Source organism: Cupriavidus sp. Agwp_2 (assembly GCF_040784895.1).
Lineage (GTDB): Bacteria > Pseudomonadota > Gammaproteobacteria > Burkholderiales > Burkholderiaceae > Cupriavidus.
In genome coordinates, this window is sequence record NZ_CP088085.1 from 640,483 (window position 1) to 653,783 (window position 13,301).

The 13,301-nt window shown below is 62.9% G+C and carries 13 protein-coding genes and 2 pseudogenes; 6 read left to right on the forward strand and 9 right to left on the reverse strand.

All coding sequences use genetic code 11. The annotated features are described in order from the left end of the window. Window positions 1-58: 58 nt before the first annotated feature. The 4 genes from LPA45_RS33190 to LPA45_RS33205 all read right to left on the reverse strand — a co-directional run bounded on the left by LPA45_RS33190 (window position 59) and on the right by LPA45_RS33205 (window position 2,794). Entirely contained in the window at window positions 59-910 is an 852-nt protein-coding gene (locus LPA45_RS33190) for a DUF6338 family protein (protein WP_367395153.1), read from the reverse strand. A 3-nt stretch (window positions 911-913) separates the two neighbouring features. Further along, complete coding sequence (locus LPA45_RS33195) at window positions 914-1,093, reverse strand: hypothetical protein (RefSeq protein WP_367395154.1); 180 nt, start codon at window positions 1,091-1,093, stop codon at window positions 914-916. A 239-nt stretch (window positions 1,094-1,332) separates the two neighbouring features. Beyond that, a complete protein-coding gene (locus LPA45_RS33200) occupies window positions 1,333-1,599 on the reverse strand; it encodes an H-NS family nucleoid-associated regulatory protein (RefSeq protein WP_367395155.1) in 267 nt (88 codons plus the stop codon). Further along, a complete protein-coding gene (locus LPA45_RS33205; protein ID WP_367395156.1) occupies window positions 1,583-2,794 on the reverse strand; it encodes a DNA-binding protein in 1,212 nt (403 codons plus the stop codon). Before LPA45_RS33205 ends, LPA45_RS33200 begins: the two co-directional genes overlap by 17 nt. A gap of 150 nt (window positions 2,795-2,944) precedes the next feature. Here LPA45_RS33205 and LPA45_RS33210 point away from each other — a divergent pair, with 150 nt between their 5' ends. Further along, on the forward strand, window positions 2,945-4,174 hold the full coding sequence (locus tag LPA45_RS33210) for a tyrosine-type recombinase/integrase (protein ID WP_367395157.1): 1,230 nt from the start codon (window positions 2,945-2,947) through the stop codon (window positions 4,172-4,174). A gap of 37 nt (window positions 4,175-4,211) precedes the next feature. Next, complete coding sequence (locus tag LPA45_RS33215) at window positions 4,212-4,751, forward strand: SDR family NAD(P)-dependent oxidoreductase (protein ID WP_367395158.1); 540 nt, start codon at window positions 4,212-4,214, stop codon at window positions 4,749-4,751. Window positions 4,752-4,783: 32 nt separating this feature from the next. Here LPA45_RS33215 and LPA45_RS33220 read toward each other — a convergent pair whose 3' ends face one another. From LPA45_RS33220 to LPA45_RS33235, 4 genes are all read right to left on the reverse strand, one after another. Continuing rightward, window positions 4,784-5,689 (reverse strand): hypothetical protein, encoded by a 906-nt coding sequence (locus LPA45_RS33220; RefSeq protein WP_367395159.1) that lies wholly within the window; start codon window positions 5,687-5,689, stop codon window positions 4,784-4,786. Window positions 5,690-5,835: 146 nt separating this feature from the next. Continuing rightward, window positions 5,836-6,534 carry a competence protein CoiA family protein gene (locus tag LPA45_RS33225; RefSeq protein WP_367395350.1) on the reverse strand — a complete coding sequence of 233 codons (699 nt, stop codon included), beginning with the start codon at window positions 6,532-6,534 and terminating at the stop codon, window positions 5,836-5,838. 174 nt (window positions 6,535-6,708) lie between these two features. Beyond that, window positions 6,709-7,551 carry a DUF5677 domain-containing protein gene (locus LPA45_RS33230; RefSeq protein WP_367395160.1) on the reverse strand — a complete coding sequence of 281 codons (843 nt, stop codon included), beginning with the start codon at window positions 7,549-7,551 and terminating at the stop codon, window positions 6,709-6,711. A gap of 205 nt (window positions 7,552-7,756) precedes the next feature. Beyond that, the gene (locus LPA45_RS33235; protein WP_367395161.1) at window positions 7,757-8,965 is read right to left on the reverse strand and encodes an ATP-binding protein; all 1,209 of its coding nucleotides are present in this window, start codon (window positions 8,963-8,965) and stop codon (window positions 7,757-7,759) included. A gap of 401 nt (window positions 8,966-9,366) precedes the next feature. On the opposite strand from LPA45_RS33235, the gene LPA45_RS33240 reads away from it, so the two are divergent. Further along, on the forward strand, window positions 9,367-9,558 hold the full coding sequence (locus tag LPA45_RS33240) for a hypothetical protein (RefSeq protein ID WP_367395162.1): 192 nt from the start codon (window positions 9,367-9,369) through the stop codon (window positions 9,556-9,558). Between the two features lie 620 nt (window positions 9,559-10,178). On the opposite strand, the pseudogene LPA45_RS33245 reads toward LPA45_RS33240, so the two are convergent. Next, window positions 10,179-10,325 (reverse strand): annotated as a pseudogene (locus LPA45_RS33245) (arsenical resistance protein ArsH); the annotation flags it as partial. 187 nt (window positions 10,326-10,512) lie between these two features. Between LPA45_RS33245 and LPA45_RS33250 the strand changes: the two are divergent. The 3 genes and pseudogenes from LPA45_RS33250 to LPA45_RS33260 form a co-directional block, all read left to right on the forward strand. Beyond that, window positions 10,513-11,040 (forward strand): annotated as a pseudogene (locus tag LPA45_RS33250) (IS21 family transposase); the annotation flags it as partial. Between the two features lie 144 nt (window positions 11,041-11,184). Then, the gene (locus tag LPA45_RS33255; protein WP_367395163.1) at window positions 11,185-12,432 is read left to right on the forward strand and encodes a tyrosine-type recombinase/integrase; all 1,248 of its coding nucleotides are present in this window, start codon (window positions 11,185-11,187) and stop codon (window positions 12,430-12,432) included. After that, entirely contained in the window at window positions 12,429-13,232 is an 804-nt protein-coding gene (locus LPA45_RS33260) for a tyrosine-type recombinase/integrase (RefSeq protein ID WP_367395164.1), read from the forward strand. The genes LPA45_RS33255 and LPA45_RS33260 overlap by 4 nt, the downstream gene beginning before the upstream one ends. The last annotated feature ends 69 nt before the right edge of the window (window positions 13,233-13,301 follow it).

Genomic DNA, 13,301 nt, shown 5'->3' on the forward strand with positions numbered 1-13,301 from the left:
TAGCCAATTACGGCCAGCGGCTTGCATTTGGAGCAACGTCGAAAAGCCCACGCACTACTCAAGATGCCACCGATTGAGCGCTTTCAGTTTCCGCTTCCAATATGGAATCCGTTACTGCGGCAATAAATTTAACATTCAGCGTGACCCATTCGCTGGCCCGCAGAATCAGGCGATCACCCTCAATGGGATAAAACCGTTCCTTGGCTGGTGCTGAGCCATTGCCGCAGAGAGCGAAGAGTTCATGCGCTTTGTCCTCATCGTGCTCGTCCTCGAACTGCAGAATGCGATCGTCCTCGATCTTGCGACGCATCGCCGACGACAAGATGATGCGGTCAAGTTCCCCGTCCGTCTTGACCTCGTAGTCTTCCAGCAAGCCAGTGTAGAGATAGCTGGCATCCTTAAGCGACACGACCGCACTGACCAAAACACCGCCGGGCGTCTCATTGCCGACCACATCGATGCCGCTGAAGAGATAGTGCCACGGCGCTTGATGGCGGAAAAAGCTCGCGAACTTCTTGTTTGGATGGTCCAACTCAAACTGACTTACCGCGATCCGTCGAACGAATGCAAGGCCAAATGACAATAAGTGCGTCACGCAAAAATAGGTCAGAACTGGCCAAGGATGGTCGTTAAGCCAGCCATAGCGTTCGGGGGGAACGGTACTAGCCGCGGTCGTACCGGAGAGTAGGCGAACTGCATCGCCCAGGTACAGTTGGTAACCGAAACACGTGCTACCAATGCCGCCGACAATAGCGTTAATGAAGAAGGCTACAACAACCGACTTCAGCACAGTGGTGCCAAAGGGGGTCATGTCCGCTTCGCGGACCTCGCGTGCCTGGCTGAAGTGGTGATAGATGAACCCGGGTGCGACCAGCAAAAAAAGGACGATGGCAGGCAGTGCTACGTTCAAGATTTAGCTCTGTGCAGGAATAATTTTGAGCCTAACCTGCGTCGTACGGTCCTTGTCCTTTTCGTGGATCGTGATCACCTTTGATTCGTTGAGCTTTCCATTTGCGATGAACTCGCGCAACGCCTTGGCACCTGCCGGGTCATTGCGCAGTTTCTTGATCGTTTCGTTGAGAATGACTTTCATAGGCTTTCCCTGTTCGCTCCGTAAGTATAGGCCACGTTACCTTAGCTGGGGAGCCAAGGACGGAGTGGTGAAAACGCCACCCTACAGGGACGTCTTAGCCGCGAACTTGGGGCTGGGATAGGTTCGTTAAGGCCCGCCCCTAGAGGATTGATCGGGATTCGAAAAAAATCCGCCACATCCTCCTGCAAGCCCTTGATTGAAAAGACAATTCATCGCTTTCAGCAACCACCGACCTTCGTCTATCCGACCCGGTAAAACTCCACGCTCTGCCCCGCATTGACCGCCCGCCGCAGCCAGTCGGGCATGTCGTCGCCCTGCCCGTCCCAACTCTGCCCCGCGGCGTTGCGGTAGCAGACCACTGGCGCTGGTGGGGGTGGCGGCGGGGGCGGAGGGGGCGGCGGATCGAAGCACCCCGCCGCTTCCAGCTCCTCCATGGTCAGCCCGTAGTCGGCCATCTCATTCTGAATCCAGCGGATCGCCGCCGCCCGCTCATTGATTTCTGTCATTGGTGCTGTCGTTGCTGTCGTTGCTGTCGTCACTGCTGTCGCTGCCGTCATCCGGGTTCAAGGCTGCGGCTGGTGCGCCCTGCTTGTCGTCTTGCGGTTCGTCCAGCTGTTGGTCCTGTTTTTCGCCTGGCGCCGCCTGCTCGGTCGGCGCCAGGCTGCCGGCCTTGCGCCGCCGCCCACCACCATCTCGCTCAGGCGGCCCCATCCGCAATTCTGCCAGCAGCTGGCGCGCCAGCGCCGCTTCGGCTTCGGCCCGTTCGGCCCGGCGCTGCGCCGCACCCAACTCCGCCTGCACCGCATCCAGGTCGTGCGCCGCTTTGCGCTGCGCCTGCTCGGCGCTGGCGAGCCGATCGGCGAGCGCCGCGGCCTGCGCTTCGAGCCGGGCGCGGACCTCGGCCTGCGCCACGGCTGCGTCGCGGGCCTCGCTGCGCGCCGCCACCAGCTCGCCGCGCAACGCTTCGGCCGTGCGCTCGCTCTGCTGGCGCGCGGTACGTTCCGCATCCAGTTCGCGCAAGCTCCGCCGCTCGCTGGCCTCGGCCCGTTCCTGGGCGAGGGTCACCTGCTCGCGGGCGCGTTCCAGCTCGGTCGAGAATTGGGTGCGCAGTTCCGCCAGCTGCCGCCCGGCGGCGTCCAGTTCCGCCCGCCCCGCTTCCAGCCGGGCCTGGGTCGCGGCGTGGGCCTGCCGCTCAGCGGTCAACTCCGCCTGCACGGCGTCGTGCGCCGCGCGCCCCCCGGCCAGCTGCGTAGAGAGGGCGGCCACCTCCTCCCGGGCGGCCGCGGTCTCGGCCCGCGCAGCATCGCGCTCGGCCTCGGCGGCGCTGGCCGCGTGCCGTGCCTCGGCGCGCAGCGTGGCCAGCTCGCCGGTGGCGGCCTCGTTGGCCGCCTGCCAGATGGTCTGGACCGCCCCGGCCGCAATGTCCTTCAACGCCTCCGGCAGGTCGGGATGGTCGATGGTCACGCGCGTGCGCCCGCGCAGTTCCTGCCAGAACGCCTGCAGCACCTCGGCGGGCGTGCCCATGCTGCCCTTGCGCACCAGGCTGTAGAGCTTGTTGGCGGTGGGCGTGACGCCATAGCGGAAGAACAGCAGGCCGCAGACCTCGCGGTAGAGCGCGCGGGTCTCGGGGAAGCGCGTGCGCAGCTCAGCCAGGTCGGCCTGCAGGGCGGCGTCGGTCAGATCCAGGTCGGCAGCGGGCATGGGGACAATAAACAAAAAAGTAATGATAAATATTATAACGTAATACGTAGTAAATCCAATTTCAGGTGACATACTTTAGACATAACTGCGCTTATGTCTATCAATATGCTATATTGATACATACAGCATGTGTTTCAGCCGACACCCTTCATGGAACTGCTCCCGATCCAATCTTCGGACGGCCCGGCCGCCCCACTCCTCACCCCGCTGGAGCGCCTGCGCCTGACCCCGGGGCTGTCCGGAGTGGCCGGCAGCAACCGCGCCCCGGCCACCGCCACTCGCATCGCCGCCGCCGACGACCTCGCCGCCGTCACCGCCTGGCTCGCGCGCTATGCCGACAGCGCGGCGACGCTTGCCACCTACCGGCGTGAAGCCGAACGGCTGCTGCTGTGGGCCGTGCTGCAGTTGGGCAAGCCCCTGTCCTCTCTGACGCACGAGGATCTGCTCACGTACGAGCGCTTCCTCGCCGACCCGCATCCGGCCGCGCGCTGGGTCCTGGCCGGCAGCAGGAAGAAACTCGCGCGCGGCCACCCCGACTGGCGCCCGTTTGCCGGGCCGCTGTCGCCCGCCAGCGTGCGCCAGGCGCTGGTGATCCTGAACGCGCTGTTCGCCTGGCTGACCGAGGCCGGCTACCTGGCCGGCAACCCGCTGGCGCTGGCGCGCCGCCGGCGCGCGCCCGCGAAGGCGCGCATCACGCGGTATCTGAGCCACGAGCTGTGGGAGACGGTGAAGGACACGGTGGCGGCCATGCCGACTGACACCGCACGCGAGCGCCTGCACGCGGCGCGCTGCCGGTGGGTGCTGACCGTGCTCTACCTGGGCGGGCTGCGCGCATCCGAGCTGACGGGCACCCCCATGGGGGCGTTCTTCTGCCGCCGCGATGCGCAGGGGATCGAGCGCTGGTGGCTGGAGGTGACCGGCAAAGGCCACAAGAGCCGGCTGGTGCCGGCTACCGACGAGCTGATTGCCGAACTGGCGCGCTACCGCCGCGCCCACGAGTTGCCGCCTACCCCGCAGTTCGGGGAGACGCGCCCACTGGTGCTGCCGGTGATCGGAAGCGAGGGTCGCGAGAAACCTCTGTCGCGTGGCGCGCTGCACCTGATCCTGAAAGAAGTATTCGGCATGGCCGCGGCGCGCTTATGGGCGCGCGGGCCAGAGTGGGAGGCGCAAGCCGCGGTGCTGGCCAGTGCCTCGGCCCACTGGCTGCGCCATACCGCCGGCTCGCACATGACCGATCAGCAGGTGGACCTGCGCTACGTCAGGGATAACTTCGGGCATGCGTCGCTCTCGACGACGAGCGGCTACCTGCATAGCGAGGAGGATGCGCGCCACGAAGCCACGCAGGCGCGGCATCGGATCGTGTGGGGCAGCAAGAGGTAGCAGCCCGTGGAAATTATTTCATCATCGTGAAACTGTGGTGGGCACCAACAGGCGCGCCATGATGACCCCCTGTCGTCTCACCGGCATTGCAACCGGCCCGCCACACATGGGGATTCGCCATTTGTCGAACGACGCCCGCGCTCCCCGCCAGCCAAAACACACCATCATGGATCTCGAACTCGGCAATCAACGCGTGCTCATCACCGGCGGCAGCCGCGGCATCGGCCTCGCTTGCGCGGCCGGCTTTCTGCGTGAGGGCGCGCGCGTGGCCATCGTTTCGCGCAGCGCCGAAAACTTGGCGAAGGCCTGCGCCAAGCTGGCCGAAGGCCAGGGCGAATTTGCCAAGGACGTGGTCGCGGTATCCGCCGATCTGACCAATATCGCCGAGGCCGCACGCGCGGTGGAAGAAGCGGTGGCAGGACTTGGCGGCATCGACATTTTGGTGACCTCCGCCGGCGCGGCCAAGCGCCGGCCGCCAGACGAGCTGACCCCACAGCTGTGGCAGGAAGCCATGACCGCCAAGTACTTCAGCTACATCAATGTGATTGACCCGGTGGTCAAGCGCATGGCGCAGTGACAGATTTAATACGCTCTACGGATGCCCCTCGCTTACGTCAGCAGGCCCAGCAGCAATAGCAGCGCGATCGCGCCACCGACCCAGCGCACGGCGCTCGTCAAGCGTAACACTGCCTCGGCGAGCCCCGCCGGCACCGTCTCGCCGCGCCCACCCGCGCGCGCAGGCCCGCTGGCCGTGCGCGCATCGTCCGGGGATTCCTCATGCGCATTGTCAGGTGCCACCAGCGGGTCGGCGATTGCGGCCGCCGGCTCGGTCCGCGTGGGCACGAACTGCATGATGAACTGGGAGATGTCGCCGTGTGCGGACTCGGGGAATTGGAGCGTATTGTCGGCACGGTTGGGCCGCAGATACCAGTTGGTGCTCACCGCCGGCGGCGCCCACTCGTCATCGGTATAGATGTCGCGCAGTTGCAGGCCGAGCTGCAGCGACTGCAAGTGCCCGGCCCGCACCTCCACCGCCAGCTCGCGCAGGGCTTCTCGGGGTAATCTGGCTTCGATGTACCAATGCGCGCGTTCCCCCACCTCCCAGCTGCCGCGCAAGTAGCCCAGCACCACCCCCGTGTAGCGGGGCGCCTTGCCTTCGCGCTGCGCGGCCTGCTCGGCCATCGCGCGGTCTGCATCGCTAGGTGCGGTGAAGCGGATCCGCAAGTGGCTCGCTCGGGTGTCCGGATCGCCAATGACGGCGATCGACCGCGATCCCTCCAGCGCCGCCACGCCGGTCACGGCGGTGGCCATCGGCGACGGCTCACCCAGCTCCTGGTCGAGGAACGTGCTGGGGAGCCGATAGCTGCGGGTGACGGCGAGCGCATCGACGGTCAGCTCCATGGTGCGGATCGGATTGCGGTAGTAGCACAGCTCCTTGCCGCCGCCGGCCTCGACCACAAGCCGTTCGGCCGTTTCCAGCGTGACTTTCACCGCCATCTTGTCCTGTTCGCTCATGCCATGCTCCCAAGCGAGCCGCGCTCCGACGGAATTGGCACGGAGGGGCTCGACAGTGGCCAGGCGAGGCACGGTAAAGGGGCTCTGCATATTTTCAGTGTGGTGTCGCCCAAGGCAAATGATACCGGCAGCCGAGGCCGACGCAGTCAGCCGAGGTTCCATGAGCCGCGTCGATATTGGTAGGTGCCCTTGAGGATGCCGGCCAGCCACGCCGGCACCGCCGCGGTCTTAAAGTCGCCGAACTGGACCAGTTGCGCGCCCTCGGTGTCCAGGATCGCCACCGGCAGTTCCGGCAGCATGCCGGTGCCAATGCCGCCATGCGGAAACACGTTGCCGAAGTCGCGCTTCAAGAGCAGGCGGGAGGTGGCCTTGCTCAAGGTTAGGAAGGTCTCCTTGCGGACCAGCCAATAGCACTCGACGGCCGAGGCCGTGTACCGCTGCTGCCGGCGCGTGAAGTCGCGCAGGTGCTGGTAGGAGCGTTGCAGTTCGATCACGATGGTGCGGCCGGGGACCGAGAAGAGAACATCGGCCTCCCACTTGTCGCCGCTCGGTGAACTTCCTGGCTCCTCGTCGCGGCCCTCGATGCCCATGCCGTCCAATGCGGCCAGGACGGCCGCCTTGCCGGCCTTGTGCCATTTCGTCTCGGGCGCGGTGGCGCACTCGTCCGACAAGTGGGCGAAGAAGGGCAGGCCGTTGATGCTGGTCTTGAGCACCGCCGGCGCCTTGCAGCATGGCATCACGAAGTCGCCGAGCTGCGCCGCCCGCTTTAACGCCTCCCACTCGGTGCTGGGGATGATTGCTGCATCCAGCGGCCGACCGTCGCGGGTCCAAGCTGATTGCGTCATGGTAGTGTCCTTCAAAAAAAGCCGCCCGTGGAGGGAAGAGGCGTCCTCTGGCATCGTTGCTCGTGTTGTTTACCTAGCATTCCCTCTTTGGGGGATTCTGCCTCGCGTATCCACGACCGAGGCCAGCCAAGTTGCCTGCATGGCGGGCAACCGATCAAGGGCATGCCGCCAGGATCAGTTCGCAGCGCCATATTGGGTGGATAGGCGATCGGCAGTCAGATGCCACTTCTTTGCGAGGTTGGCCGCTTCAGGACTGTTCGTCAGAACGGCCGCGGCCTGTGGAAAGAGCCCGACATAGCTCTGTGCAAAGAAGCTCATGAAGACGAGGGCTGCGCTCACGAACCTGGCGGCCATCGCCTCCTGAATGTTCAGCGCTTTTGCATCACGGATCTGCAGAATGCTGAGCCAGCTCGAATGTGCGTAACCGCAGAGGAAACTGTAGACGTTGCGAATGTAGACTGGGTGAAAACCGGCCGCGACCCCCACTTCGACCCAGGACTGCCCGGCGCGCCATTCTCCCTTGAGGACCCGCTTGCGCACCGAGTCGGAATACTGCTGCCATACGCCATGGGCTTCGATCTCGATCTGGAGCTGATCGATCGTGGCCTTCTCGTCTGCCAGCTTCTGCTGGTGCTCCGACTCGCGGGCGGGGTACTCCTGCCGGTCGAGCAGGCCGGCGCGGCGCCAGATCAGGTGGCGGAACTGCCTGACATGCGCATCCTTGCTGCCATAGATATAGGCGAACGTGAGGTAGGTTTCCAGCGCGGCGCGCGCGAGAATCATCACGGAACTGTGGTCGATGTGGCGATCAAAGCCATACCCGGCAATGTCGATTTCGATGGGTTGGGCAATGAGGCGCAGCGAGGCGAGGTGGTTGCAGAACTTCCTGGCCAGCACCTGCGCATCGTTCATCCAAAACTGGCTCGTCGGAATCTGCTGCCCGGCCTGAGACTGAACGAGTTGCATCATGAGCGTGAGCAAGCGCTCAAAATCCACCGAAAGATTCTTGGTCAGCATCGTGGGGCCCTTTCTGAAATTGACATGCGCCTCCGCATGCGGAACACGCCCCACCTGCCATCGGCCAGCACAATATGACGCGCCGCGTAAGGTGCGGGCTGATATTTCAACCGATGCGCACCTCTGGCGAGCCAAGTCGGCCCCGCAAGAAGCGCTCCGTATCATAGCGACGTCTATGTTTGTCTTGCGGAGCTTGCGAGAGGCCTCACTGCTCAGCAGCTTGACCGTTCGCCCATTCGTTACCCGGCATGATTCGCTTCATGAACTCATCAAACAGCGGCACAGTGAACGCCGTGTCCCCATGTGTGGGACTCCATATCATGCCTTTTAGAATGAGGCTGCTGCGAGTGGGACCAAACGACTGCACGTTGCGACCCAGTTGCTGAGCGATATCGCCGGAGCGATGCGGGCCTGGCCCAAGTTCTGCCATGGCCCTCAAATACCGCTTCTCCGCTGGAGTCAATCGATCAAAACGAACTCGGAAAAAGCTCTCGTCTAGCGCAGCAATGGCTTCAGTCGAGGCCCCTGCCACGTCGTTGCCCGTGATAGGACTCTGGGGCGCTACGTCCCAAGCATGTTTGCCCCATTCCTGCAAAAAGTAAGGGTAACCCTTAGTCTCCGCCAGGATACGATCCACCGCCTCTGGCTCAAGCGCAACCCCTTCGTCTTCTGCAGGTTTCACGAGCGCCTGTGTGGCGTCAGGCCTAGCCAGAGGTCCGATTTCCGGGAAGTTAAACAGCCTCTCCGCATATGACTTCGCTTCACCCATCCGACCTCGCAATTGCGGCAATCCGGCGCCGACGACAGTGACGGGAAGCTGGCGTTGAGTACAGCGATGCAGCGCCGAAATCAGCGCCGCCATCTGCCCTTCCTCCACATACTGCAGTTCATCGATGAAGATGACGAGCACGGTTTGAGCCTGCCTAGCGGCCTCCCCCACCTGCTCCAAAAGGGCCGTCAGATCGCCCTCCAGGTCACCGTTGTCCGCTAGACCGGGCTCTGGGTCAAAGTCCAGCCCCACTTCAATGTCGTTGTATGTGACTTTCAGCTTGCTGGCGAAGCCGGCAAGTGCTCGCAGTCCCCGAACCGCGTATTCCTTGGCCGCCTCCACCCGGCTCAGTCGAAGCAGAGCGAGGCGCAACTGCGGAGCGAGCATCGCCGGAAGCGATCTATTTTCCGGCGCTTCTATACGAACAGTGTGAGCGCCGCTGGCTTCGGCGTCGTGTCTCATCTGATCGAGTAGAACCGTTTTCCCAACCCCCCGGAGACCAACCATCAATACGCTCTTAGCATGCCGGCCACGCCGGAGCCGTTCTATGCAGATACGGACAGCTTCTCGCACGTCGCCGCGGCCTGCCAATTCTGGAGGAGGACTTCCTGCGCCCGGGGCGTATGGATTGAGGATCGGATCCATGGTTGTAGGGAAGTTAGGTAATTTATGAGAAAACAATAAACTTCCTAACTTTTATACACCTCAGCCGTTGGCAGCGCAATGCCCGTCACATAAATTCCCCCAGAAGTCGCCCGCCTGCGCCCCCTTCGGCGCCTTTCGGCGCACATCAGCGTCACCCATATCGACGACCCGGCGGCTGTCCTCAAAGATTCACGGCCGGCTTGGTGCCGTTCTGAGAAGGAACTGGAGCGAAGCACCGTTGCGGCAATGAAACGGGAAGCGGCGGCCACAGCGCATGCGGGCCGGAACGGCAAACTGCGCAAGCGGCATGAGGCAACCATTTGTTACAATTTTGACACTATTGGCGCCGGTTGCGCCAGCGCCCGCCCTGAGCCGGGGACACCAAAAAGACGAGACCGTAAATGAACATCGCAGGGATCGAGACATCACTGGATGGGAGACCTGGTGGCGAAGCCTTTCGCTCGGGAGACCCCTTCGCCTTCGACCTGATGGTGGCCTATGACGCGCCCAAGGCGACCATCACCAAATTGAAGCTGTCGCGAAGCGATGAGGAGTTGAACCGCGGCGAAGTTCACTGGAAGCGCAAGCGATGATCGCGGAGGTGGGCACTGGGAAGAACGCGCCGCGCTTCGTGGCCGCCACCGACGGGTTCGAGTTCGTGGCTTACGACCCTCGCAGCCAATACCCAGCGTGCCTACCTCCAGTACGTTCAGGCGTTTGCCTAGCATTTCAAGCGGTCACCTGAGTTCCTAGGCCCGGACGAGGTGCACGCCTGGCAGTTGCACTTGGTGGAAGCTCAGCGGTCCAGGAGCACACTCGTGGTAGCGACCGCCGCGAGCGCTCGATACCCGCAAGAGGCAGGAAGAAGTCGAAAGCGTCGTTGAGCTTGTCGAACTCGATGTCAAGGGGAGTCTCGAGCTTGAGAGGTTGCGTACGCGCATGTCCTCGGTCATGCGCCGACGTAGTGCCGTCATGATGGTCTCCTCTCGAAGTGACGAAAGCAGCAGAAACTGCGCTTCCATCCCCTCCCACTCGAGGGGAAACCGATCACCAACGCGATATCGGAGCTGCCGGCACCAGCCGACCACCATTACCGCGTCAGCGGTTTAGAATGCGGGCGGCCATGTCAGCAGCTGTCGCCGGGGCGAAGAGACTCCAACGGCCGCAGCGTTTGCGCGGCGCGCCTGAGCAGCAGAATCCAGTCGTCCAATTCCATCCGCATCCAACGGCCCAGCACCCGCAGGGCGTTCACGGAATTGAAGGACTGCGAGCCGCCGCAGACTTGCATGACGGCCAAGGTCCTGCCTTGGGTCGGGCGAATCCCGCCGCTCTCCATCGGAAGCCAGTCGATCTGGTTGCGTTTTCCGCGCCAAACTGGACACCCATTCCACGGCAAACTGGACACTGATTCCACGGCAATCTGGACGGCGATTCCAGCGCAAACTGGACACTGATTCCGCCTCAAACTGGACAGTTTGAGGCGGCCAAGAAGGGCGTAGCAACGCGGGATAACCGTGGCACTCTGGCAGATTTTTCCGTGGTGTCAGTTGGCCAACAAGAGGTTATCCATGCGTAAAATCCAAGAAGTATTGCGGCTGTATTTCGGCCACAGCCGATCGAAGCGAGAAATCGCTCGCATCATTGGCGTATCGCCGACCACCGTGTCCGATTACTTGGCACGTGCCAAGTTGGCGGGCCTGAGTTATCCGCTGCCGTCGGAGTTGGACGAACCGTCCCTGGAACGGCTGCTGTTCCCGCCCAGCGAGCCGTCTTCGGTGCAGCGACCAGCGCCGGACTGGCTGCGCGTCCACAACGAACTGCGCGGCAAGGGCGTGACACTGGAATTGCTGTGGCAGGAGTACAAGGCCGGGCAGGAGGACGGCTTCCAGTACAGCGCCTTCTGCGACCACTACCGGCGCTGGCGCCAGCGGCTGTCGCTGTCGATGCGCCAGACCCACACGCCGGGAGAGAAGCTGTTCATCGACTACGCCGGCCAGACGGTGGCCGTGACGGACGGTGCTACTGGCGAGATCAAGCAGGCCCAGATCTTCGTTGCCGTTCTGGGCGCGTCTAATGCGAACAGCTTTTTTATGCGACGTTGACCGATGCGGTCCAGCGGTCGTGCAGACCAAGCGTGGTCGTCGGCCAAGTCAGACGGAACTGGACTTCACATAAAAAAGGAGATCTCCTGCACGTGGTATACCACTTCAGGAGCCGTCATGGGTACGCTTCCTTCGCTTCACGCTGTACCAGCCTCGTGGCTGCGCGACGGCGTTCTCGCTCCGTACATCGGTGGCTATTGGCAGCATCTCGTCAGGCGAGGCTACGCCGATCACACCGCAAGGATGTACTTGTACTGCATCGCTCACTTCGCCCGCTGGATACGACGCCGTCGGATTGCCGCGTGCGACCTCACAGACGATGCGGTTCGGCGGTTTATCGCTGAACACCTCCCGCACTGTACCTGTCCGCCGCCAGTGCGAAGGCACGCGCGCACGATCCGAGCGGCACTGCGGCATCTGCTCATCGCACTGGATGAGGCCGGGGTGCTGCGTAAAGACAAGATTGTTTCTGCGATTGACGATGAACTTCGCCGCTTCGATGAATACATGAACCGTGCTCGCGGACTGGCGCGAAGCACGCGAATGCAACGTCTCAACATCCTGCGAGCCTTCCTGCAACAGAGCCACGGTGCAGGCTCGCGCGTGCCGATCTGTCCTACCCAGGACGAACTGCGTCGGTTCATCGACAGACAGCTTCGGCGACTGTGTCCGGCCAGCGCAAAGGTTGTTGCGGGAACGCTGCGCGCGTATCTCCGCTATCGAGCAACACTGGGGGACTCGGTGGTGCACTTGCTGCCGGTCATCACATCACCGGCGAACCGGCGCTTGGCGGCATTGCCGCAGACGCTGTCGCAGCAGGAGGTTTTGCAGCTGCTTGACGCCTTCCCACAAGGGTTGCCATCCAGGCATCGCGCTTACGCCATGGTCCGCTGTCTCGTCGATCTGGGCCTGCGAGCCGGCGAAGTTGTCACCATCGATCTGGACGACATCGACTGGGAAGCGGGAACGCTTCGCATCGCCAAGAATAAGTCGCGTCGAGTAGACGTGCTGCCGTTGCCGCAGACCACGGGCCAGGCCATCGCAACCTATCTTCGCGCGGAGCGACCTCCGACGGCAAGCAGGCGAGTCTTTGTTCGCCATGTCGCGCCGGTCGATGCCCCGATCGGTCCCGAGGTGCTACGCAAGATCGTGCGCGAGGCCTATCGGCGCAGCGGACTACCCCATACGAGGGTACACATTTTGCGCCACACGCTGGCCAGTCGGATGCTGGCCAGCGGAAGCACCCTCAAGGAAGTCGCCGATGTGCTGCGTCATCGTGAGCTCGACACGTCAATGATCTACACGAAGGTCGACATGGTTCGCCTATCGGCCGTGGCGATGCCCTGGCCAGGAGGTGTGACATGAGCACCGGCAACAACGCGATCCAGGCAGCTGTCGAACGCTATCTGAAGCAGCGCCGACAGCTCGGCTTCGAATTGGGCATCACCGGCCAGCAACTGATGCGCTTTGCCAGGTACGCAGATGCCCGCGGGCATCAAGGGCCTCTGACACTCGACCTGCAACTCGGCTGGGCGCGCGAGCATGTCAAGCGCACCGGACCGGTGACCTGGGCTCGCAGGCTGGAAGTCGTTCGACCTTTCGCGGCATACTACCGCCAGTTCCAGCCGGACACCGAGATCCCTGACTTACACACCTTCGGGCCAGGCCATCGACGCTTAGCGCCGCACATTTACACCGGGCAGGAAGTGTGCGATTTGCTCGAGCAGGCGGGTCGCCTGCCCCCGTTGGACGGAGTACGACCCGCGACCTACCGGACGCTGTTCGGCCTTATCGCCTCCGTCGGGCTTCGGCTCTCAGAAGCCTTGAACCTTCGTGATGGGGACGTCGATTTGCGACGTGCTTGTCTGACCGTGCGTCACACCAAGTTTAAAAAACCGCGTTGCCTGCCGTTGCACAGCAGTGTCATACAAGCGCTCAACGAATACCGGCAACTTCGTGATCGGCGTGTCGAAACCCGTGCAGACATGCCGTTCTTCGTGTCGCAATCGGGCTGCGCCCTGCCGAAGAGGACGGTTCAAGGCGTCTTCGTCCAACTGCGTCGGCAATTGGCTTGGCAGGCACGCGGGGACTACCCGCATCCGCGCATTCAGGACCTGCGCCATAATTCCGTGCCGCGAATTATTCCGAGTACTTCTTACAGATAGCCGAGCCGTATGGCAAATCCCGTGGTTTTGGGGGGCAGCGACTCGGCATAATCCTGTGGTCTCCTATAG